This is a genomic window from Streptomyces sp. NPDC002643 (assembly GCF_053592555.1).
The window spans coordinates 103,024-125,059 of the sequence record NZ_JBSFVY010000004.1; the positions used below are offsets into that span (position 1 = coordinate 103,024).

At 70.9% G+C, this 22,036-nt stretch carries 16 protein-coding genes and 1 pseudogene; 9 read left to right on the plus strand and 8 right to left on the minus strand.

Annotated elements, in window-relative coordinates:
- The first annotated feature begins 27 nt into the window (after window positions 1-27).
- Genes tgmA through ACWD4G_RS07455 form a run of 4 tightly spaced genes read left to right on the plus strand, consistent with a single transcriptional unit; the run spans window position 28 to window position 2,746 of the window.
- Window positions 28-321 carry a putative ATP-grasp-modified RiPP gene (tgmA, locus tag ACWD4G_RS07440; RefSeq protein ID WP_451291261.1) on the plus strand — a complete coding sequence of 98 codons (294 nt, stop codon included), beginning with the start codon at window positions 28-30 and terminating at the stop codon, window positions 319-321.
- Window positions 318-1,271, plus strand: a complete 954-nt coding sequence (gene tgmB / locus ACWD4G_RS07445) for an ATP-grasp ribosomal peptide maturase (RefSeq protein ID WP_451291262.1) — start codon at window positions 318-320, stop codon at window positions 1,269-1,271. Before tgmA ends, tgmB begins: the two co-directional genes overlap by 4 nt.
- Window positions 1,268-2,395, plus strand: coding sequence for an ATP-grasp peptide maturase system methyltransferase (gene tgmC / locus ACWD4G_RS07450; protein WP_451291263.1), 1,128 nt, complete (start codon window positions 1,268-1,270; stop codon window positions 2,393-2,395). Before tgmB ends, tgmC begins: the two co-directional genes overlap by 4 nt.
- 33 nt (window positions 2,396-2,428) lie before the next feature.
- On the plus strand, window positions 2,429-2,746 hold the full coding sequence (locus ACWD4G_RS07455; RefSeq protein WP_451291264.1) for a DUF6087 family protein: 318 nt from the start codon (window positions 2,429-2,431) through the stop codon (window positions 2,744-2,746).
- A gap of 650 nt (window positions 2,747-3,396) precedes the next feature.
- On the opposite strand, the gene ACWD4G_RS07460 is transcribed toward ACWD4G_RS07455, so the two are convergent.
- The 7 genes and pseudogenes from ACWD4G_RS07460 to ACWD4G_RS07490 form a co-directional block, all read right to left on the minus strand.
- On the minus strand, window positions 3,397-3,642 hold the full coding sequence (locus tag ACWD4G_RS07460) for a PIN-like domain-containing protein (protein ID WP_451291265.1): 246 nt from the start codon (window positions 3,640-3,642) through the stop codon (window positions 3,397-3,399).
- A complete protein-coding gene (locus ACWD4G_RS07465; protein WP_451291266.1) occupies window positions 3,632-3,907 on the minus strand; it encodes a DUF433 domain-containing protein in 276 nt (91 codons plus the stop codon). The genes ACWD4G_RS07460 and ACWD4G_RS07465 overlap by 11 nt, the downstream gene beginning before the upstream one ends.
- 202 nt (window positions 3,908-4,109) lie before the next feature.
- A pseudogene (locus ACWD4G_RS07470) lies at window positions 4,110-4,331 on the minus strand (hypothetical protein); the annotation flags it as partial.
- 43 nt (window positions 4,332-4,374) lie between these two features.
- On the minus strand, window positions 4,375-5,313 hold the full coding sequence (locus ACWD4G_RS07475; RefSeq protein ID WP_451291267.1) for a hypothetical protein: 939 nt from the start codon (window positions 5,311-5,313) through the stop codon (window positions 4,375-4,377).
- Window positions 5,314-5,788: 475 nt separating this feature from the next.
- Window positions 5,789-7,972, minus strand: coding sequence for an ArnT family glycosyltransferase (locus ACWD4G_RS07480; RefSeq protein ID WP_451291268.1), 2,184 nt, complete (start codon window positions 7,970-7,972; stop codon window positions 5,789-5,791).
- Complete coding sequence (locus ACWD4G_RS07485) at window positions 7,969-8,898, minus strand: dolichyl-phosphate beta-glucosyltransferase (RefSeq protein WP_451291269.1); 930 nt, start codon at window positions 8,896-8,898, stop codon at window positions 7,969-7,971. Before ACWD4G_RS07485 ends, ACWD4G_RS07480 begins: the two co-directional genes overlap by 4 nt.
- A gap of 155 nt (window positions 8,899-9,053) precedes the next feature.
- Window positions 9,054-9,359 (minus strand): zinc-ribbon domain-containing protein, encoded by a 306-nt coding sequence (locus ACWD4G_RS07490; RefSeq protein WP_451291675.1) that lies wholly within the window; start codon window positions 9,357-9,359, stop codon window positions 9,054-9,056.
- A gap of 204 nt (window positions 9,360-9,563) precedes the next feature.
- On the opposite strand from ACWD4G_RS07490, the gene ACWD4G_RS07495 reads away from it, so the two are divergent.
- From ACWD4G_RS07495 to ACWD4G_RS07515, 5 genes are all read left to right on the plus strand, one after another.
- Window positions 9,564-11,123: a class I adenylate-forming enzyme family protein gene (locus ACWD4G_RS07495; RefSeq protein WP_451291270.1), complete on the plus strand. Its 1,560-nt coding sequence runs from the start codon at window positions 9,564-9,566 to the stop codon at window positions 11,121-11,123.
- A 173-nt stretch (window positions 11,124-11,296) separates the two neighbouring features.
- Window positions 11,297-13,159 (plus strand): DUF3556 domain-containing protein, encoded by a 1,863-nt coding sequence (locus ACWD4G_RS07500; RefSeq protein ID WP_451291271.1) that lies wholly within the window; start codon window positions 11,297-11,299, stop codon window positions 13,157-13,159.
- On the plus strand, window positions 13,156-14,601 hold the full coding sequence (locus tag ACWD4G_RS07505; protein WP_451291272.1) for a phytoene desaturase family protein: 1,446 nt from the start codon (window positions 13,156-13,158) through the stop codon (window positions 14,599-14,601). Before ACWD4G_RS07500 ends, ACWD4G_RS07505 begins: the two co-directional genes overlap by 4 nt.
- Window positions 14,602-14,734: 133 nt before the next feature.
- Window positions 14,735-16,021, plus strand: coding sequence for a PucR family transcriptional regulator (locus tag ACWD4G_RS07510; RefSeq protein ID WP_451291273.1), 1,287 nt, complete (start codon window positions 14,735-14,737; stop codon window positions 16,019-16,021).
- 111 nt (window positions 16,022-16,132) lie between these two features.
- Window positions 16,133-17,653 (plus strand): purine-cytosine permease family protein, encoded by a 1,521-nt coding sequence (locus ACWD4G_RS07515; RefSeq protein WP_451291274.1) that lies wholly within the window; start codon window positions 16,133-16,135, stop codon window positions 17,651-17,653.
- Window positions 17,654-18,654: 1,001 nt separating this feature from the next.
- Here ACWD4G_RS07515 and ACWD4G_RS07520 read toward each other — a convergent pair.
- Window positions 18,655-21,543: a SpoIIE family protein phosphatase gene (locus tag ACWD4G_RS07520; RefSeq protein ID WP_451291275.1), complete on the minus strand. Its 2,889-nt coding sequence runs from the start codon at window positions 21,541-21,543 to the stop codon at window positions 18,655-18,657.
- Between the last annotated feature and the right edge of the window lie 493 nt (window positions 21,544-22,036).

Sequence of the window (22,036 nt, forward strand, 5' to 3'; positions counted from 1 at the left end):
GGTCCTACCACGACACAGAGGAGAGGCATGTTCGTCCACTCTGACCGGCTGCCCACGAGCGAGGCGGTTCCGCAGGGAACCATCACCCCGCGCCCGTGGGGCGTCGGCCGTATGGCGCCGTATCCCACGATGGCCGCTGCGCACACCACTGTTCGACTGGACCCGGTCACCCAGACCGCCGCGTTCTTCGACGCGTCCGGCCACGTGATGGAGATGCCGGGACACGGAACGAGCACCGGCACCCAGCCGTCCACGGGCACCAGTCCGGACGGCGACGGCACCACGCAGGACACCGACACCGGGAGCGACAGCGACCAGTGACTGACACGCGTCCGGTGTTGGTCGTCACCAGCCTGAACGACCCCACCGCCGACGTGGTGATTCGCGAGCTGCACGGCCGGGACATCCCGGTCGTGCGGCTCGACTCGGGGGACTTCCCCGCATCGCTGTCGGTGGAGGCAGAGATCACCCCGCACGGGATCGAGGGCCGCCTCCTCACCCCCTCCCGCACCGCAGACCTGGCCGACGTCCGCGCCCTCTACTACCGTCGGCCGACCGGGTTCGCCTTCCCGCACCTCAGCGACCAGGACGCACGGTTCGCCATCACTCAGGCCCGTTACGGGCTCGGCGGTGTGCTGGCCGCACTGCCTGGCTGCGTGTACGTGAACCACCCGCACCGTATCGGGGACGCGGAGTTCAAGCCGTCCGGGCTGGCCGCAGCTGTAGAAGCCGGCTTCCTGGTGCCGCCCACCCTCGTCACTTCCAGCCCCGACGCGGCCCGGGCGTTCATCAAGCGGCACGGCTCGGTCATCTACAAGCCGCTGCACAACCCCGTGTACCGGGTGGACGATGTGCCGAGCGTCGTCAAGGTCGCGGAGGTGTCGGCGGCGGACATCGACCAGGGCGTGGCAGGTACGGCGCACCTCTTCCAAAAGCGCGTGCCCAAGACGGCTGACGTAAGGGTGACGGTCATCGGCAGGCAGGTGTTCTGCGTCCGTATCGACTCCGACCTGTTGGACTGGCGCACCGACTACGACCGGCTCACCTACACCCCTGTGGAACCGCCACCGGGCATCGAGTCGGCGCTCCACCACTACATGGACCACTTCGGGCTTGTCTTCGGGGCTTTCGACTTCTGCGTCGCCGAGGACGGGCCATGGTGGTTCCTGGAGTGCAACCCCTCCGGTCAGTGGTACTGGCTGGAACCTGAGACGGGTCTGCCCATGTGCGCAGCCCTGGCCGACCTCTTGGAGAGGAAGACCACGACGTGACCGACGACAAGGGCCTCCGCCTCGCGCTCGCCGAGCGCCTGGCCGACAGCGGCCATCTGCGCACCGACCCGTGGCGGGCCGCCGTCGATAGTGTGCCCCGGCACGAGTTCCTTCGTGCAGGTTTCTTCGAACGGGTCGAGGCCTCCGGCCCCACCGCGTGGCGGTCGATCCTCCCCGATGACCCCCGGTGGCTGGGCAGCTGCTACGAAGACACCTCCCTCGTCACTCAGATCGCCGGGACGATCGCCCCCGGGGACATCCGCGGCGAGATCCTGCGCGAGCCCACTTCATCGAGCACCCTGCCCGGCCTCGTCGTCCGTATGCTCGAAGACCTCCAGGTCGAGGACGGCCACCGCGTGCTGGAGATCGGCACGGGCACCGGCTACTCCACCGGCCTGCTCTGCCACCGACTCGGCGAAGACCTCGTGACGTCCATGGAGGTGGACCCGGAGGTCTCCATCCGTGCCCGTGCAGCGCTCGGGCACGCCGGGTACGCGCCGTTCCTGATCGCAGGCGACGGGCTGGCCGGCCACCCCGACGGTGCACCGTACGACCGGCTGATCGCCACCTGTGGCGTCACCGAACTCCCGTATACGTGGGTGGAGCAGACCCGACCCGGCGGGATCATCCTCGCCACACTGTCCGGCTGGCTCTACTCCTCCGAACTGGCCCGGCTCACTGTGGAAGAGGACGGGACGGCCCGCGGCCGACTCCTCGACGGGCAAGTCTCCTTCATGATCGCCCGCCCCCAGCTCCCGCCCCCGCTCGGCCTCCTGCCCAACCTGGACGACGGCGACGTACGCAGGACCCCGCTCGCCGCCGAGGCCCTGGACGACTGGGACACGCGCTTCGTCGCCCAGCTCGCAGCCCCCCATGCGCAGCGCCTCACCATCAACCGGGACGGCCGCACCGAACACCTCCTCGTCGACGTGGACGCCGAGGCCTGGGCCGCCCTCACGCAGGACGGCGACACCTGGACCGTCCGACAGGGCGGGCCCGCTCGCCTGTGGGACGACGTCGAGGAGACCGTCACCCAATGGCGGGCCGACGGCGCACCGGGCCTGAACCAGTTCGAGGTCACCGTCACCCCGGACGAGCAGACAGTGACCTGGTCTAGGGTCTGACGGCAGCGAGCAAAGCATCGGGAGGCGCGGACGATGGCAGAAGAGGAGCCCCTGCACGAGTGGGCTGCCCGACGAGACCGGCGCCGGGCAGCGGACCGGGAGATCACCGGTACACGAAGGGCCGTTCCTCTCACCGGTGGAGCCCGCGCCTCCCACGTCGTTCCCGACGCCCCGCGCGCTCTGATGGAGTGGGACGGACACGCTTGGGTGACGGTCGGCGTCGCCGCGAACGCGGACGCCGCCCGGGAATTCCTCGGCCATGTGCCCGCTCCTGCCCCCGAGACCGGGCCGGACGTCCAACCTGCCCCGCCCGGTCTTGGCCCCGGCCGAGGGCGTCACCGAAGGCCCTGAGTGAGGAAAGGGGACGGGCGCCAGTATTCCGCGTCCAATGTATTGCGCATTCCGGCCAGGCTGGCGCATTGTGGTCGCCCGTCGCCTCACCGGACGCCCCCTTGGAGGGTTCCGGCTCCTCCCGGGGGTGATGGCGCGCGCTCCTGCTTCCCAGGCGGGGCGTTGCACTGGTGTCCCGGCCGGGCGACCCCCGCCCCGGCCGGGACATCACGATGTGCGGTCGCGCTCGGCACGGAGCCGGTCCACCTCCTCCTGCTGGGCCTCGGCGATCACGATGTCGTCCCTTCGGACTCTCCATCCAAGCCCCAAGGCGTAACAGAACACGGCTGTTGACGTTCCGTGAGTGAAGGGGGTTGCGCCCGGAGGCCACGAGGAAGTCCAGCGTGGTGCGACCGAGGTTGGCGAGGCCGTCGGTCATGTGGCCGACGACGCGGGAGTTGGTGCCCGCGATCGTCTTGAAGTCCTTGCGGAAGACGCCTGTCTTCATGAACTTGGCGCCGCGTTCCGCCAGGGTACCCATCTGGTCGGCGCTGTCGCCGAGGGCGTTCTTCAGGAGCGGGAGGATTGAGGCCGACAGAGTCTTGACGTCGTCGGCGATCCGGGAGAAGAAGCGTTCCTGGACGGACTTCTTCATCTCCCGCCAGGCGCCGTTAGAACAGCACCGCCTCGCGTTCCAGGACAGGTCGGATCTCCAGATCCCGGGTCTTGAACCGTCCGTCCTTCGACAGCGGAACCCAGGAGCGGTCGAGACCGTGTGTGATCCACTCCTCGTCCGGGATGTCCTGGCCGTCGTCCGGGAAGACATCCCCGATTCGGTGAACCGTCCACCCGCAGGCTCTCAGCCCCTCCGCCACACGACGACCGAGATTCCGGTCGAGGAAGAACTCAGGCGACAAGGTGCACCACTGCCTGGCAGAGCGCGTCCACCTGCTCAGGCGTCATGTCGTAGTCGTACGCGATGTCCTCGACGGTTTCCCCGGCCTCCCACAGGTCGGTGATCGCCTGGACCGTGACGCGATTCGCGGCGACGACAGGGAGACCATGGCCGAACCTCGGGTCGATGACGACGGGGACGGAGTCCGGGTACTGCCTCAGTCGCAGGCTGGAGGGGAAGTCGTCGCCCGGCTCCCAGGTGAGGTAGCGGAGGTAGTCGGAGACCACTTCGTGGATGGGGACCTGGCCGTCGCGGGCTCTGCGGAGGTCCCCCCCAACCGTGCTCGATGAAGATGTCCACGCCGTCCGTGGCGATTCGCTTGGACACAAGGCCATAGGGGGTGTCGAAGGCGTTCCGTACGGCGGCTGCAGCCTCCCTGATCTCGCTCATGCGGAGCCCCAGGGAGCGCAACGAACGCAGGACGTGCGCCTCGGCCACCGCGATGAACGGCACCGAAGGCTGCCCCTTCCGCACCGGCTCCACCTGGTGGACCAGTGGTGCTCCGGCGGCCCTGCCCTTCAGCCACGACGTGAGGGTCGACTGCGGAATCTCAAGGTAGGAGGCCGTTTCCGTGGGTGTCAGAAGCCCGTCCGTGAATCTGTCGACCATGCCCCACCTCCTCTTGGCAGCAGATTTCGCATCGTGCCACATCAAGGTTCCCACCTGCGGATGGACCGCACGCCTGGCCACCGGCTCAGCAAACCGCGGGGAGTTGCTCCCGGGACCGGCAGTCACGGCAGCGGCTGTGCTCCGCGGAGCGAAACCCTCGGTCGCAACCGTCGCAGTTCCGCATGCGCACGACCACCGGGCGTCCTGGGACCTCCGCGCTTCCGGCCGGTGCGGGCAGAGGAGTTCTCTTGAGCCGGTAGGCGAGGATGCCGACTGGGCGGGTCAGGAGGTGGTCCGGGAGTCCGGCGGTGAGGTGGTCGGTGATCTGTGTGGGCAGGAGGCCCGTCGCGAGCCACCGGGTGACGGCAGGGGAGAGGCGGGCGGCTTCCTGTTCGGAGAGGACGAGGCGGGGGTCGACGCGGCGCAGGGCGGCGAGTACGGCGATGGCGCGGGGGTCGGCGTCGGCAAGTGGGGTCGCTGCCCCCGCATCTGGCTCTGCACCAGGCTCTGTTTCTGGCTTCGCTTGTACGGGCGCCCGCACCGCTTCTTGCGCGGCTGCGGGTGTGGGCGCGGCTGTGGCGGCGGGCTTTTTCCGGGTCCGGCGCGGCTTGGGCGGGCGGGGCGGCTCGGGAGGTCCGTCCGGCTCGGGATCGTCGCCGTCGTCACCACCATCGTCGCCTGGTACGTCGTAGAAGTACGTCCGGGTGCGGACGTGCCCGGAGAGCAGGCGCTCGCGGCGGCGTTCCAGATACCCGGCGGCTTCAAGCTCCCTGAGCGCTCGGGAGATCAGGATCTCCCCTTCCGTGAAGTGCTCGCGCAGTGCGGCGATGCTCACGGGGGAGCCGTCGGGCAGAGAGGCGATGTACGCCGCGACGCCGACCGTGACCGCGCTGCCGCGCCGCTGGGCGAGGGCGTTGGAGAGCACGGTGAAGTCGGCTGTCAGCCGGGTGCGGATATGGATCACGCCGGACGTCGGTGCTCCAGCGGCGGCGCGCAGGGGCGCGTTAGACTGCGATTCAGCCATTGGGAAGGGGATGCTTCCTGATCGGTCAGGCCCTCGTTCGGGACGGCAATCCCGGCCGAGGGCCGAAGTCTGTGTGCGGTTGTCGCCGCGAACGTAACCGCCCACATCCCGCGCCTGCAAGCCGGTCACTCGAACGGGTGGCGAGGGCTTCCAGGCCGGGGAGGGTGGGTGGGCGGGTAGTTCTTTCCCCCGGTTCTTTAGGGAGGTCAGGGGCCTGCCGGACCCTCGCGGGCAAGGGCCCGGTGAGCCCGGAAGACGGACGGCGGCCGGAGCCCGGCCGCCTCAGGGACGGCCTCAGGGACGGTGGGGTCCGGTCTTCAACGCCGGACCGACGGGACCTTGCCGGCACGGACGGGGGCGCCTCGACTGTTCCGTCTCGTCCCTGCCGGTTGGTTACGTCGGAGTAGACGGGCGGGCCACCGGAGGGAGATCCGGTGGCCCGCCCTGGTGTGCGGTCGGTCAGGTAGGGGTGCTGTCAGCCGACGTCCGACGCGTCCAGCCGGTACAGCCCGCTGTAGTCGCTCACCGCCGAACCGTTCTCCTTCACCCACTCGGCGATCTCGGAGGCGGCGCTGTCGCCGCCGCCCTGCCCGCTGTCGCTGACGACGATGTAGTGGAGCTTGCCGGCCTTGACCAGTTCCTTGAGCTTGGCGAGGGTCATGGCCTCGTCGCTGCCGGACCAGCCGCCCATGGAGATCACCGGCTCACCGGACTCCAGGATGATCGAGGAGGCCGTCTGGTCCGTGGCGACCGCGACCAGCCAGGTGGCGCCGTCCTGGTTCTTCTTCAGATACGTGATCATCTCGGACGAGACCTGGCTGTCACCGCCGCCGCCCATACCGCCACCGCCGCCTGTCTGACTGTTGGTGGAGTCGGTGGAGCTGTCGGCGTCGGTGTTCGTGGAGCTGCTGGAGTCGTCGGCGTCCGAACTCGTCGAGCCGGACCCGGAGTTGCCCGTGCCGCTCTGGGCGTCGCCGTCGGAGGTCGACCCGCCCGGCGCGGTGCCACCGGGAGCCGTACCACCCGGCGCCGTACCGCTGGGCGCGTCGCCGCTGGGCCGCTGGCCTCCGCCCATGCCGCCACCGCCACCCATGCCGTTGCCCGTGTTGGGGCCGGCCGTCGGGTTGGTGCCGTTGCTGGAGGCCGTGGTGGCCGCCGAGACGGAGTACGCGGCCGGACCGGCCAGCAGGGCCACGATCGCCGCCACCGACGCCAGCCCGACCAGCTTCCGGCGGCGCATGAAGCGGCCCACGAGCAGGCCGATCACCGCGACCGCACCGGCGACACCGGCCACCACCTGCGCGACGGTGTACAGAGTCCCCGACCCGGAGACCCGCTGCAGCAGCACCACCGACCACACCGCACTCGCGGCGACGGCGAGCGGAAGCACCCAGCCCCACTTCGCGACCGCCCCCTCCTTGAAGGCGCCGTAGAGCATCACCCCGCCCGCACCGACCAGGGCCGCGATACCGGGGGCCATGGCGGTGACGTAGTACGGGTGGAACGTGCCCTCGGCGAGGGAGAAGGTCAGGTAGTGCAGGACGAACCAGCCGCCCCACAGCATCAGCGCGGCCCGCTTGGCGTCCGTACGCGGCGTCCGACCGCGCAGCACCAGCCCGCCCACGAGGGCGATGACCGCGAAGGGGATCAGCCAGGAGATCTGGCCGCCCATGATCTCGTTGAACATCCGGTAGACGCTCGACTCACCGCCGAAGCTCGCCCCGTTGCCCTGCGAGCCCACCGACGAGGACGCCCCGAAGATCCGGCCGAAGCCGTTGTAGCCGATGACGAGGTCCCAGACGGTGTTGTCGGTGGAACCGCCGATGTACGGCCGGGAGGAGGCGGGGATCAGATCGACGACCACCATCCACCAGGCGCTGGAGACCACCAGGGCCACGGTCCCGGCGGCGAGATTGCGGACACGGCGCCCGAGCGAGCCCTTGGCGGCCCACAGGTAGACCAAGAAGAACACCGGCAGGACGACGTACGCCTGCATCATCTTCGTGTTGAAGGCGAACCCGATCGCCACGCCCGACCAGACCAGCGGCATCGCACGCCCCGTACGGACGGCCTTCATCAGGGCCGCCGCGCCCAGCAGCATCAGGAAGACGAGGATCGGGTCGGGGTTGGTGTCCCGGGTGATGGCGACGGTGATCGGCGTGAGGGTGAGCGCGAGCGCGGCGATCGTACCGGCCACGGCCCCGAAGTCCCGCTTGACCATCCGGTACAGCAACGCCACCGAGCCGACGCCCACCGCGACCATCGGCAGCGCCAACTGCCAGGTCCCGTAACCGAAGACGCGGGCCGACAACCCCATCACCCACAGCGCGAAGGGCGGCTTGTCGACGGTGATGAAGCTCCCGGCGTCGAGGGCGCCGAAGAAGAAGGCCTTCCAGCTCTGCGTACCGCTGTAGACGGCGGCGTTGTAGAAGGTGTTGCCCGTGATGGAGGACATGTTCCAGGCGTAGAGGGCGGTGGCCAGGACGAGGATCGCCCACAGCGCCGGCCGCGCCCAGCGCGGGTCCTCGGGCGCCCCGGTGAACAGCCGCCGGGCCCGATGGGCGAGCCCGCCCACGGCTTCGGAGGGCGGCGTCGCGGCGGCCTTGTGCCGGGGGCCGCTGTCCCGCCCGGTGGTGGGCGGCGGCGCGAGGGTCGTCATGACGCGTACTCCATGTCCTTGAGGCCCTGGGGGAGGGAAGCGGGGGTGGTGTGGTGAGCGGTGTTCTTACGGACGGCCGTACGGGTGGCTGTATCGGTGGCCGTACCGGTGCCGGTACGGGACGCGGGCGTCGTCGTCGGCGTCCATGAGCGGGGCGCCCGGCGCGGTACGTCCGCGACGACGACCCGGCGGGCGACGGTGGCGCGCAGCATGCGGCCCATGCCCTTGAGGTCGTCCACGGCCGTACGGACGATGTCGACGCGGCTGTCGGGATCGTCGACCCAGTCGACGGGCACCTCGTGGATACGCAGCCCGTTGCGCTGGGCGAGGACGAGCAGTTCGGTGTCGAAGAACCACGCGGTGTCCTCGATGCGCGGCGCGAGCGCCCGGAAGACCTCCGTGCGGATCGCCTTGAAACCGCACTGGGCGTCGGAGAAGCGGGCGGCGAGGCCGAGCTTCAGCAGCAGGTTGTAGGAGCGGGAGACGAACTCGCGCTTCGGCCCGCGCACGACGTCCGCCTGCCGGTGCAGTCTGCTCCCGATGGCGAGATCGCTGTGCCCGCTGAGGAGAGGAGCGACGAGCGGAAGGAACCCTTCGAGCCCCGTGGACAGATCCACATCCATGTACGCCACGACATCGGCCGTGGACCGGCTCCACACATGCTTCAGCGCACGGCCCCGCCCCTTGGCGTCGAGCCGGACGGCGTGGACGTGGGGCAGCCGGTCGGTGAGACCGAGGGCGACCCGCCAGGTCCCGTCCGTACTGGCGTTGTCCGCGATCGTGATCCGGAACGGGAACGGGAAGGCGTCCTCAAGATATGCGTGGAGCCGCCCGACACTGTCGGCGAGGACGTGCGCCTCGTTGTACACCGGCACCACGATCTCGACCGAGCGCTGCCGGACGCCTCCCGCGTTCATTTCGTTCATGGCAGCGACTGTCGAGGCCGCTTCTGGGGCGACGCTGAGCGATCAGTGAGGGAAGAATGAGAATCAGCGGACTCACAGCTTGCTCACAGTCCCTTGATTCCGGCCCACAGAATCCGGCCCACAGAAAAGGGGCCGCCACGGGAATTCAGGACTGGTCAGGACTGGTACGGCTGCTGCTTCTGCGGCTGTCCGTACGCCTGCCCGCCGGAGCCTCCGGAACCGCCCGCGGCCTGCGCCTCAAGCCGCTCGGCCTGCTCCGCGTCGATCTTCTGCTCGGCCCCGCAGAACGTGCACTGCGTCTGGTACTTCGTCGACACGGGGAACAGCGGCACGAAGAACAAGGTGAACTTCGTGACCCGCTTGCGAAGCGTATGCGCGGCGGGGTTGCCGCACCGCCCGCACACCAGCGTGAGTATCGCGAGCTGGTACAGATAACCCTTGGTACCGAAGATGATCAGCATCTCGAATCCCTTCCAGTCCTTCCCGACGGTGCCTGTCGCCACACTGCCACCAGTGTGCGGCACGGTTCGCTTGTCGATGCTGCACAGCTCGGCGGGGAGATTTGTGGACGCGTGACATGGGATGACGGGCGGCGCCTTCCTACTGTTCACGGACACCGCCGCACAGCAACACCGCTGCGCGGCGTGCGTCGGCGAGGTGATCTGGTGAGCGTTGGATATCTGCCCTGGGGCCGACCGGACTCCATGATGTCCCGGCCCTGTCTGCGCGACGCCCGGCACGAGCTGTCGTACGCGGATGTCGCGCGCCGCGCCGAGGCGGTGGCGGAGCAGCTGGCCGAGCGCGGGGTCGGCGAAGGCGACGTCGTCGCGGTCATGCTGCCCAACCGGGTGGAGCTGCTGCTGGTCCTGCTCGCCGCCTGGCGGCTGGGCGCGGGCGTGACACCGGTCAACCCGGTCTTCACGGCGAACGAGGCGGAGTACCAACTGCGTGACGCGGAGGCCGCGTTCGTCGTCACGGAGGGTCCCGACGCCCCCACCGCCGGGCTGCCGTCGATCCCCGTCGACGCGCTACGGGCGGAGCCCGACGGCGGATCGCGCCAACGAGACGGCGGATCGCGCCAACGAGACGGCGGATCGCGCCAACGAGACGGCGGGTCGTGTGCACGCGAGGTGCGTCCCGACGACCTGGCCCTGCTGATCTACACCAGCGGCTCCACCGGCCGTCCCAAGGGCGTGATGCTCGACCACACCCATCTGCGGGCGATGGCGTCCATGCTGGCGGGGCATCTGAAGCTCACCGAGGCCGACCACTGCCTGCTGGTCCTGCCGCTGTTCCACGTCAACGCGATCTGCGTGAGCTTCCTGTCCTCCCTGCTGGCCGGCGGGCAGCTCACCGTCCTGGAGCGCTTCGCGCCGCTGCCGTTCCTGGAGGCGGTCGAGCGGTACCGGCCCACCTACTTCGCCGCCGTGCCGACCATCTACGCCCGGCTCGCGGAGCTTCCCGCGGACGTCGTACCCGACACCTCCTCGCTCCGCTTCGCCGTCTGCGGGGCGGCCCCGGTGTCGAAGGAGCTGCTGGAGCGGTGCGAGGAGCGCTTCGGCCTCGTCATCGTCGAGGGGTACGGGCTCACCGAGGGCACCTGCGCGTCGACCTGCAACCCCGTCGACGGCCCGCGCAAGCCGGGCACGGTCGGCCCGCCGCTGCCGGGCCAGGAAATCGGCGTCATCTCACCGGACGGCGACCCGCTCCCGCCCGGCGCCACCGGCGAGGTCGTCGTCCGCGGCCCCAACGTCATGCGCGGCTATCTGCGCCGCCCCGACGAGACCGCCGCCGTACTCGTCGACGGCTGGCTGCGCACCGGCGACGTGGGACGCGTCGACGACGACGGCTACCTCACCCTCGTCGACCGGGTGAAGGACATGATCATCAGGGGCGGGGAGAACCTCTACCCCAAGGAGATCGAGTCCGTGCTGTACGGCCATCCGGCCGTCCTGGAAGCCGCCGTCGTCGGCGCGCCGGACCCTCTCTACGGCGAGGTCCCCGTCGCGTACGTCGTCACCTACCCCGATGTGCCGGTCACCGCCGACGACCTGATCGACCACTGCCGGCGGCACCTCACCAAGATCAAGCTGCCGGTCGAGATCCATCTGCCGGTGGCGCTGCCGAAGAACCCGGTCGGGAAGATCGACAAGCCCGTCCTCCGGAAGTCCCTTCAGAGGGGTCCCGGTCTCCTGCCGGGTCAGGGGCAGAACACCGGCCGCTGAATCTCCGGCCCGCCACCGCATTCCCCCGCTCCCGCATTCCCCCTCTCCTGAATTCCCCCCTCCTGAATTCCCCCTCCGCCGCATTCCCTCTCCGCTGAATTCCGCCTCTTTCCTCCCGCCCCGCGAACGGTCGCCGGGCGGTCGGTACCCCCTTGCCGCAAAGGAGCCGCACCATGGGGTTCAAAACGGGTGATTTCCCTCAGGTCGACCCGGAGTCGTTTCTCCGTAAACCCCTGCTCGAACGCACGAAGACCCTCGCGCTCCACTGGGTCGAGTACGGCTTCGGCACACCCAAGATGATCCACACGACCTACGTGGTGAAACTCCTCGTCCTCTACGTCCTGGGCGGTACCGCCGCCGCGACCGCCACCTCCGGGGCCGGTCCGTTCTGGGACGTCGCCGACTGGTGGAACGTGCCGATCGTGTACGAGAAGCTCGTGCTGTGGACGGTGCTCCTGGAGGCGGTCGGGGTGGCCGGGTCCTGGGGGCCGATCGCCGGGAAGTTCAAGCCGATGACCGGCGGCATCCTGTTCTGGGCGCGGTCCGGGACGATCCGGCTGCGGCCGTGGCGCCGGGTGCCGTTCACGAACGGCGACACCCGGACGGTCCTCGACGTCGTCCTCTATCTCGCCCTGCTCGGCTGCCTGGCCGCCGCGATCGCGCTGCCCGGCGACTCCTCGGATCTGGTCGACCCGGCGCTGGTGGTCGCGGTGATGGTCCTGCTGGTGCTGTGCGGGCTGCGGGACAAGACGCTCTTCCTCGCCGCCCGAGGGGAGCAGTATCTGCCCGCGATGGTGTTCTTCGCGTTCCTGTCGTTCACCGACATGATCGTGGCGCTCAAGCTGCTGATCGTGGTCGTCTGGGTCGGCGCGGGTGTGTCGAAGATGGGGTCGCACTTCTCCCACGTCGTCGCGCCGATGGTGTCCAACTCTCCGTCCGTGCCCGCCAAGTGGTTCAAGCGCGCCCACTACCGCGACTTCCCGCGCGACATCCGCCCCTCGAAGGTGGCGGGCGCCATGGCGCATGTGGGCGGCACCGTCGTGGAGATCGTCACCCCGCTGGTGCTGCTGTTCTCCACCAGCCGGGCGGTGACGCTGGCGGCCGTCGTGCTGATGGTGGTCTTCCACCTGTTCATCATCTCGACCTTCCCGCTCGCGGTACCGCTGGAGTGGAATCTGCTGTTCGCCTACGCGACCGTGTTCCTGTTCTGGGGCTTCCCCGCAGGGGACGGCTACGGGACCGGTGACATGTCGTCACCCTTGCTGACGGCGGCCGTGGTCGCCGGACTCGCCTTCTTCCCGGTCCTCGGCAACCTCCGGCCGGACCTGGTCTCCTTCCTGCCCTCGATGCGGCAGTACGCCGGCAACTGGGCCTCGGCGCTGTGGGCGTTCGCACCGGGAGCCGAGGAGAAGCTCAACTCCCTTCCGCACCGGCCGACTTCCAACCAGGTCGACCAGTTGCGGGCGATGGGCTACCCGGCGGCGGTCGCGGAGATCACCATGCAGCAGACCATCGCCTGGCGCTCCATGCACAGCCAGGGCCGAGGCCTGTTCTCCCTCCTCATCGACCACATCCCGGACCTGGACCGATGGACGGTCCGCGAGGCCGAGTTCGGCTGCAACTCGCTGATCGGGTTCAACTTCGGCGACGGCCATCTGCACAACGAGGACCTGATCAACGCCGTGCAGAGCCGGGTGGGCTTCGCCCCCGGCGAGTGGATCGTCGTCTGGGTCGAGTCGCAGGCCATCCACTCCGGCGTCCAGCACTACAAGGTCATCGACGCCGCTCTCGGGGTGATCGAGCGAGGCACCTGGCGGGTCGCCGACGCGGTGAACTCCCAGCCCTGGCTGCCGGACGGGCCGATCCCGTACGAGGTCACCTGGTCGGCCCCGGGCGCGCGGCAGCAGACCGAACGGCAGCAGACCGAACGGCAGCAGACCGAACGGCAGCCGTCCGAACGGCAGATGTCCGAACGGCGCGAGGACGGCACCGGCCCGGGTGCTTCGGGTGCTTCGGATGTGAGGACACCGGCGTGAGCACGGCCGTGGTGGTGGGCGGCGGGCCCAACGGACTCGCCGCCGCCGTCCTCCTGGCCCGCGAGGGCGTGCGGGTCACCGTGCTGGAGGCCGCCGACGAGGTCGGCGGCGGCGCCCGCAGCGGCGAGGCGATCCTGCCCGGCCTCCTGCACGACCACTGCTCGGCCATCCACCCCATGGCCGTCGGGTCCTCCTTCCTGAACAGCCTCGACCTGGGCGGATACGGCCTTGAGTGGCGGCTGCCCGCCATCGACTGCGTCCACCCCCTCGACGACGGCACCGCCGGCGTCCTGCACCGCTCCGTCACCGAGACCGCGGCCGGGTTCGGCGGCCCGGACGGCGCACGGTGGCGGCGGCTGTTCGAGGGCCCCGTGGCCTCGTACGACGAACTGGCCGAGGACATCATGGGCCCGCTCCTGCGCGTCCCCCACCATCCTCTGCGGCTCGCACGCTTCGGGACTCCCGCGCTGCTGCCCGCATCGCTACTGGCACGTGTGTTCGCCACGGAACAGGCGCGGGCCCTGTTCGGCGGCGTGGCGGCACACGCCTTCCAGCCACTGCACCACCCGCTCAGCTCCAGCATCGGCCTGGGCATCCTGACCGCCGGACACCGGCACGGCTGGGCGGTCGCGTCCGGCGGCTCGGGAGCGATCACCCGGGCGCTGGCCGCGCTGCTCACCGACCTCGGCGGCACGATCGAGACGGGCGTCCGGGTGCGATCGTCGTCCGGGCTCCCGCCCGCCGACGTGACGTTGTACGACCTCGCCCCCGCCGCCGTGGCCGACATCCTCGGCGACCGGCTGCCCGGCCGCGTCGCCCGCGCCTACCGCCGGTTCCGCCACGGCCCGGGTGCCTTCAAGGTCGACTTCGCGGTGGAGGGCGGCGTGCCCTGGACCGCCGAACCGGCGCGGCACGCCGGGACCGTGCATCTGGGCGGCACCTTCGCCGAAGTGGCCGCCGGGGAACGGGAGATCGGCGCCGGCCGGATGCCGGAGCGGCCGTTCGTCCTGGTCGGACAGCAGTACCTGGCCGACCCGCGGCGCTCGGTCGGCGACATCCACCCCGTCTGGACGTACGCGCACGTCCCGCACGGCTACACCGGCGACGCCACCGAGGCGATCACCGCACAGGTGGAACGGTTCGCCCCCGGTTTCCGGGACCGGATCGTCGGCCGCGCGGTGCGCACCACGTCCGCGTTCGCCGCGTACAACCCCAACTACGTCGGCGGCGACATCATGACCGGCGCCAAGACCGTCCCCCAGCTGGTGTTCGGCCCCCGCCCCACCCTCACCCCCTACGACACCGGCCTGCCCGGCCACTACCTCTGCTCGGCCGCGACCCCGCCCGGGCCCGGCGCGCACGGCATGTGCGGGGTGAACGCGGCCCGGGCGGCGCTGCGCCACCTACGGACGGGCTCCCGCGAAAGGAGTCGCCGCTCATGACCGGACTGGACGCCTCCCCCCTGTAGGACCTGCGGAGATACCATCTGCGGGCCCACGGGACGCGGGCCACGCGACGCGAGCCCACGTGGCGGCGGGCCCACGGGACGGCGGGCGTACGGGAAGGACGCGGATGATGGCACCGGTCACGGACGACGACATCCTGCCCCTGGTGGCCGAGACGGCGCGGCGGCTGAACGAGCGCGAACCGGAGATCGCCCGCACGATGAGCATGCTGCTGGCCCGCGAGATCAGCCATCTCGACGACGACCGGCACCTCGTCGAGATGCTGGAGGCCAGCGTCGACGCCAATGTGAAGACGATCATCCATGTCCTCGCCCATCACATCCCGACGGAGCATCTGCAGCCCACGACCGCCGCCACCGAGTACGCCCTGCGCCTGGCCCAGCGCGACATCCCCGCGCACTCCCTGGTCCGCGCGTACCACATGGGCCAGAACGACTTCATCGAGGCGTGCTTCACCGAGGTCCAGCGCCTCGACTGCTCCGCCGAGCTGAAGCTGGCGGTCCTGCACCACATCTCCGACGTGCTCTACCGCTACATCGACTGGATCTCCCTCTACGTCCTGGACGCGTACGAGAGGGAGAAGAGGCGCTGGATCAGCTCCCGTGGAAACCTCCGCTCCTCCCTGATTCACAAGATCGTCGCCGGGCAGCCCGTCAACACCTCCGTGTTCCAGCAGGAGACGGCCTACCGCCTCGACCAGTACCACGTGGGGGTGGTGGTCTGGAGCACCGCGCGGACATCCGATCCCGAGGGACCCCGCAGGCTGGAGCGCCTCGTCCTCGGCCTCGCCGCCGGTTGCCGCTGCGCCGGTCAGCCGCTGGTCACGGCGATCGACCGCAGCATGGCCTGGGCCTGGCTGCCCTTCGGGTCCAGGCGGCCCGCCCTCGACATCGCAGAGATCCGCGACCTCGCCGCCGGCCTCGCCAAGGACTGCCGACTCGCCCTCGGCCTGCCCGCGCACGGCCTCGCGGGCTTCCGGCGCACCCGCGAACAGGCCCAGTCCGCCAGAGACGTGGCCCTCGCCTCCGTCGGCCCCGCCCACCCCGTGGTGAGCTTCGGCGACCAGGGCGTGGCGATCGTCTCCCTGCTGGCCAAGGACATGGACTCGACCCGGCGATGGGTGCACGAGGTACTCGGCCCACTGGCCCGTGGTGACGACCACACCGCCGAACTCCGCCGCACCCTCCACGCCTTCTTCAGCACGGGCGAGAACTACGGGAAGGCCGCCGAACTGCTCAACGTGCACCGCAACACGGTCAAGTACCGCGTCAGCAAGGTGCTCGACTCACCCGGGCTCACCTCGGCACACGACCGTACGGACATCGCCCTCGCCCTGCAGATCTGCCACTTCCTCGGCCCCGCGGCACTGCCCGGCACCGAACACGCAGGGCAGTGAACGCACAGTCGACATACGATCAGATACATCGCAAAAGGTAAACGCGCTTGTCGCATGGGCGGCCGGGGCCCGCCCCCGCCGCCCCCGCCCGCTCGCCCTCAGGTGACGTACATGCCCACGACTCCCGAGCGCCCGGCCCTGGAGGTCTCCTTCGTCGACGACCCCAGAGTCGTCAAGGCGGCCGCAACCGAGGACTACTCGACGCATGTCGTCCCGCTGTCCTGGCGATCCGGGCGCTGGTCCCTGGCGATGGCCTGGGCGGCGCTCTTCTCGGCCATGTTCTGGCTGTACATCGCGGTGGCCTCGGCGGACGCCGTCGGCACACCGGCCACCATCGTGGGCATGACCCTGTCGGCGGCCACCTACGGAGTGGTGAACCTCGTGCTGTCCCGGTACGCCGCCCGCACCGGGCTCACCGTCGCCCTGCTCTCCCGCCGGCTGTTCGGCGTGCTCGGCTCGGCGCTCGCACCGCTGATCTTCGCGGCCACCGCCGTGTACTACGGCGTCTTCGAGGGGTCCATCATCGCGGTGGCCCTCCAGAGCTACTTCGCCGGCGAGATCAAGCTCTGGTACCTCGCCGTGGTGCTCTACGCCCTGCCCCTGGTGATCGGCGGAGTCCGGGTCTGGCTCGACAAGTTCAACGGAGTGCTGCTCCCCCTGTACGTGGCCGGGCTGGTCGCCGTCGTCGTCACGGCCACGGTCAAGCAGGGCTACCCGGACGACTGGCTTGACCCGTCGCCGACCGGCGGATCGCTCCCGGGCTGGCTCACCTCGTACCTGATCTACATGGGCGTGTGGATCATGATGATGTACACCATGGACTACGCCCGCTTCGGCCGGGCGCGGGACCAGCGCTTCCACGCCCACGTCACCTTCGGCTGGGTCTTCTACCTCTGCACGTTCCTCGTCAACGGCCTGATCGGCATCTACCTGCTGCGGGCCTGGGGCATCGAGGGGTCCGAGACGGGCGTGGTGGACGCGTTCATCCGCACGCTCGGATTCACCGGGGTCCTGGTGATCATCGTGTCCCAGACCCGTATCAACACCGCCAACTACTACCTCGCCTCCACCAACCTGGAGGCCTTCGCCGCCCGCTTCCTGCGGGTCAGGCTGCCGCGCGCCGCCTGGGTCGCCGTCGCCGGAGCCATCGCGTATCTGCTGATGCTCACCGACGTGCTCGGCTATCTGTTGGACGCCCTGGCCTGGCAGGGCGTGTTCGTCACCGCGTGGGTGGCCATCGCCCTGGTCCACATCGCCGTACGCGGCGCCGACCGCGACGATCTGCCCGAGTTCCGGTCGCTGCGGCTGGCCCCGATCACCGCGGGCGCCGGGGCCTGGGTGGTCGCGTCCGCCGTCGGCATCACCCTCACCGAGCAGACAGCGAACGCCGTACTCGCGCAGCTCGCGCCACCGGTGACGGTCGCCCTGGCGGCCGGCCTGTACTGGCTGGCGCTCCGGTTCGCCCCCGACCCCGTACGCACCACCGGCGACGACCCGCGCGACGAGGTCGACGACATCTGGGAGGCCCGCGTCCGCTGCCACATCTGCGACCGCTCCTACGTGGCCGTGGAGATGGACCGAACCCCCCAAGGCATGATCGTCTGCTCGTCCTGCACAACGGCCACCCACTGAAGCCTGCCCGAGGGGCCAGCCACAGAGCCCGCACGGCACCCGCGCCCGGCCCCGCACTTGCTGCCTGGCCCCGCACCCGCGCCCGGCCCCGCACCCGCGTACGCCGCGCAGGCCGGGCACGCCGCATAGGCGGCGTACACCGCCGCGTACGCGCGCAGGCCGCGCGATCAGTCGTCAGGCGCGGCGCCTGGCCTCGCGTCCGCGCCCGGCCCAGCGCCCGCATAGGCCGCGTACGCGCGTAGGCCGCGCGATCAGTTGTCAGGCGCGGCGCCTGGCCTCGCGTCCGCGTATGCCGCGCAGGCCGGGCAGGCCACGCGACCAGCTGTACGGGTGCGGCCCCCGGCCCCGCGCCCGCGTGCGGCCCCGCATCCGCGCCCGGCCCCGCGCCCGCATAGGCCGCGTACGCGGGCAGGCCGCGCGATCAGTCGTCAGGCGCGGCGCCTGGCCTCGCGTCCGCGTACGCCGGGCACGCCGCGCTGGCCACGGGTGCGGCGCCCGGCCCCGCACCTGCGCCTGGCCCCGCGTCCGCGTCCGGCCTCAGTGGCTGTCCACCGCGCAGGCCGGGCACGCCGCATAGGCGGCGTACGCCGCCGCGTACGCGCGCAGGCCGCGCGATCAGCCGTATGGGTGCGGCACCCGGCCCCACGCCCGCGCCCGGCCCCGCGTACGCCGCATAGGCCGCGTACGCCGTGCGACCAGCCGTACGGGGCCGGGGCATGGTGCCGCGCATCGTGCCCTGAGCAGGTCGGGCGAAGTCCGCTGCGGTTCGGCTGCGTCATGAAGGGGCGCGGGGCTGTGACATGTGCGGTTCCGCCGCGTGGGGGTCCCGCCGAGCTGGGGGTACCTCCCAGGACCTTGAGGCACGGGGGAGCAGCCGACGGCACTGGGGGAGCCGCCGGGCGTGGGGGAGGGACCAGCGACCATGCCGCCGCGGGCAACCGATGGCCTGTCGCGGCCTCGTGGCGGAGCCGCATATCGGCACGGTCAGTGGAGCGGAGCGTTTACGCCGCCAGGGCCTGTAGCCAGGACGGGTCCTCCGGGGTGCCCGGCCAATTTCCCGGCGGGCCGCCGGGGACGCCGGGGAGCGTCTGCTCGGTCCAGATGCTCTTTCCGACCGCCGTGTAACGCGTCCCCCACCGCTGGGAGAGCGCCGCGACGAGTTGCAGTCCGCGCCCGCCCTCGTCCAGCGCCGACGCGCGGCGCATACGGGGTGTCGTCAGGCTCCCGTCCGATACCTCGCAGATCAGGCTGGCGCTGCGCAGCAGCCGCAACTGCACCGGGCCCTTCGCGTGACGTACGACGTTCCCGACCAACTCGCTGACGATGAGTTCCGTGGTCGTCGTCAGATCGTCCAGCCCCCAGACGGACAACTGCTTCCGCACCCGCTCGCGGGCCTGACCGGCCGCCCTCGGGTCCTCGGGCAACCGCCAGGACGCCATCCGGTCGGCCGCGAGCGCGTGGACGCGGGCGACGAGGAACGCGGCGTCGTCATGGGCCGCGAGCTGCCCGGCGGGGAGCAGCCCGGTGGTGAGGGAGTCGCAGAGCGGTTCCAGATCCCCGCGGTCGGCGGTCCGCAACAGCCGCGCGAGTTCGGCCATGCCCTGGTCGATCTCCCGACTGGGGGACTCGACCAGGCCGTCCGTGTACAGCACGAGCAGGCTCTCGTCGGGCAGCTCCAACTCGACCGTCTCGAACAGCGGCTCGGCCACGCCGAGCGGTGGATCGGGGGACAGCTCCGGGAAGCGCACGGTCCCGTCCGGATGGACCACGGCGGGCGGCGGATGGCCGGCCCGGGCGATGGTGCAGATCCCGCTGGTGGAGTCGTAGAGCGCGTACAGGCACGTGGCGTACGAGTCCTCGCCGAGCCCGCCGACGATGTCGCTGAGGTGGCTCATGATCTCGTCGGGCGGCAGTTCGAGGTCGGCCAGGGTTTTGACGGCCGTACGCAGCCGGCCCATGGTGGCGGCCTCCGGCAGACCGTGTCCCATCACATCGCCGACGACGAGCGCGACCCGGCCGGCGGAGAGGGGGATGACGTCGTACCAGTCGCCGCCCACGTCCATGCCCTGCCCGGCGGGGAGGTAACGCGCGGCGACGGTGCACATCGGCAGTTCGGGCAGCCGCCGGGGGAGCAGACCGCGTTGCAGTTCCTGGGAACGGGTGTGCTCGGCGTCGTAGAGCCGGGCCCGCTCCAGGGCGTGGGCGACGAGAGCGCTGATCGCGGTCAGCAGGGCCTGCTCCTCGTGCGAGAGGCGGCGCGGCCGGTCGAAGGCGACCGAACAGACGGCGAAGGTGCGCCCGGAGACGATCAGCGGCAGGAACGCCCAGGCCTGCTTGTCGGCCAGCCGCGGCCGGTGGACGAGATGCGGATAGCGCTCCGCGTACTCCTCAGGCGAGGGGACGAACAGCGGCGCCCGGGTCCGCATCGCGTCCGCGATCGGGTCGCTCGCCGCCACCTGGTGGCCGTTGAGCGCGTCGAGGAACGCCTGCGGATAGCCGACGGCTCCGACGACGTACGCCCGGTCGCCCTCGATGGCCATCACGGCCAGGCCGCTGGCGCCGAACGGCGGGAGCACCCGCTGCGCGACCACGTCCACCACGTCCTGCGAGGTCGTCGCCTTGGCGAGCGCCGTGGTCAGTTCCGCGATGCGCGCCGCGCGCTGGGAGGCCGCGCGCCCGGCGGCGGCCTGCTCCTCCTCGCGCCGCCGCTTCTCAGTGACGTCCGTGAGATAGAGGGTGAGCCCGTCGGGCCCCGGGACGAGCCGGAGATGGTGCCGGCGCCCGGCCGCTATCCGCACGTCGAAGCCCTCGGACGTGCCCGTGGCGGCGGCCTGGCGGCAGCGGGCCTCAAGATCGGGGACCTGCCGCACGGCGGGCAGATCCCACAGGACGCGTCCGAACAGCTCCTCCTCCGGAACGCCGATCGTGCGCTCCGCCTCCAGGTTGGCGAAGGTGATCCGCCAGTCGTCGTCCACCAGGAGAAAGCCGTCGCTCATATGGCGCAGCGCGCGGCTGAGCGCGTCGCGGGCGGTACGGGACTCGCTGCTGTCCCATCCCATGCCGACCATCCGGACGGCTTCCCCGTCGTCGTACTCCACGACCGTGCCCCGGGACTGCGTCCAGCCGTAGCCGCCGTCCGGTCGCCGCACCCGGTACTCGGCCTCGTACACGGTGCCGTCGCGGATCGCCCGCTCGGCCGCGGCCAACGTCCAGGGGAGGTCGTCGGGGTGGATGACCTTCATCCAGCTCTCGATCCGGGGCACATAACCCGCGGGGTCGCCGACGTGGCCGTACAGGTCCATCGCCGCCTCGTCCAGCAGCAGCTCGCCGGTGCGGATGTTCCAGTCCCAGGTGCCGACCGTGACGGCCTTCAGGGCCTGCCGGAGCCGTGTGCCGACCAGTTCCTCCCGAGGCGGGGCGGGTGCCGGTGCCCAGCCCATCCACTCCTCGGCCCAGTCGACGACGCTCCGCAGGAACTCCCACCGCTCCTCGCTCGGCTCGCCCCCGTCGCCCATCACCAGGGTGAGCGCGCCGATCGTGCGGTGCCCGCTGAACATCGGAACGGAAGCGAGTCCCGTGCCCGGCCACGGCCTCGCGGGCGGCCCGGACGCGTCGGGCGCCACCGTGGACACCCACACGTCCCGACCCCCGCGCACGGCGCCCGCCGGGACCGTCGGCCCCTCCTGGCCGACGATCTCCCAGGGGCGGGTGAGCGCTGGGGGAAGACCGGTCGACGACACGAGGCGCAGGGCCGACATGGGCCCGCGCAGATGAATGGCGCCGCCCAGCGCGCCCGACTCGGCCACCGACTGCTGCAGGGCCAACCGGAAAATCTCACTCTCGGTGATCCCCTTGTCGGTGCCCGCGAGCAGCGACAGCCGCGCGTGCATGTTTTTACGGTACACGCAGGGTCTGTGCTGCGGGGATGTGCGGACGGACGGACGGACGGACCGGGACGGCCCGGGACGGACCGGGGCCTGTCCGGGCAGGGGGCGGGGAGTGCACCGGACGACAGGCCCTGGTGGCCGGGGAGTGCACCGGGCATGCAGAGAAGTTGACCACGCGGACGAAGCCGGGGCGCGGCGGAGGGCGAGGACGTGGGCGGGGGCGCCCGGCCAGGTCAGGGTGTTCGCGGCGTGGGCGTAGGGGCCGGTGGGGCCTCGGGCACCCGGCGTGCGGCGCTCTTGCGGACGTAGCGGCTGGCATGGCGCATGACGCCGTGGTGGGACAGGGCGTTCCCAACTAGCCTTCAGCAAGCCGAAGTTGAACGCTGTGTGCGGGCCGCCGGGGCGGACGTGGGCGGCGAGCCGTTCGGAAGGCGTCGGCCCGGGCTTCGGCGACGAAGACGCGGTCGCCGTCGAACTCGTCGCGATCCCGGGCCAG

What these genes read in the sequence shown, in the direction of transcription:
- ACWD4G_RS07520 (WP_451291275.1), bottom strand. Translation starts at nt 21,543, where the DNA reads ATGCACGCGCGGCTGTCGCTGCTCGCGGGCACCGACAAGGGGATCACC.
- ACWD4G_RS07455 (WP_451291264.1), top strand. Translation starts at nt 2,429, where the DNA reads ATGGCAGAAGAGGAGCCCCTGCACGAGTGGGCTGCCCGACGAGACCGG.
- ACWD4G_RS07510 (WP_451291273.1), top strand. Translation starts at nt 14,735, where the DNA reads ATGGCACCGGTCACGGACGACGACATCCTGCCCCTGGTGGCCGAGACG.
- ACWD4G_RS07485 (WP_451291269.1), bottom strand. Translation starts at nt 8,898, where the DNA reads ATGAACGAAATGAACGCGGGAGGCGTCCGGCAGCGCTCGGTCGAGATC.
- ACWD4G_RS07475 (WP_451291267.1), bottom strand. Translation starts at nt 5,313, where the DNA reads ATGGCTGAATCGCAGTCTAACGCGCCCCTGCGCGCCGCCGCTGGAGCA.
- ACWD4G_RS07515 (WP_451291274.1), top strand. Translation starts at nt 16,133, where the DNA reads ATGCCCACGACTCCCGAGCGCCCGGCCCTGGAGGTCTCCTTCGTCGAC.
- tgmA (WP_451291261.1), top strand. Translation starts at nt 28, where the DNA reads ATGTTCGTCCACTCTGACCGGCTGCCCACGAGCGAGGCGGTTCCGCAG.
- ACWD4G_RS07480 (WP_451291268.1), bottom strand. Translation starts at nt 7,972, where the DNA reads ATGACGACCCTCGCGCCGCCGCCCACCACCGGGCGGGACAGCGGCCCC.
- ACWD4G_RS07490 (WP_451291675.1), bottom strand. Translation starts at nt 9,359, where the DNA reads ATGCTGATCATCTTCGGTACCAAGGGTTATCTGTACCAGCTCGCGATA.
- ACWD4G_RS07500 (WP_451291271.1), top strand. Translation starts at nt 11,297, where the DNA reads ATGGGGTTCAAAACGGGTGATTTCCCTCAGGTCGACCCGGAGTCGTTT.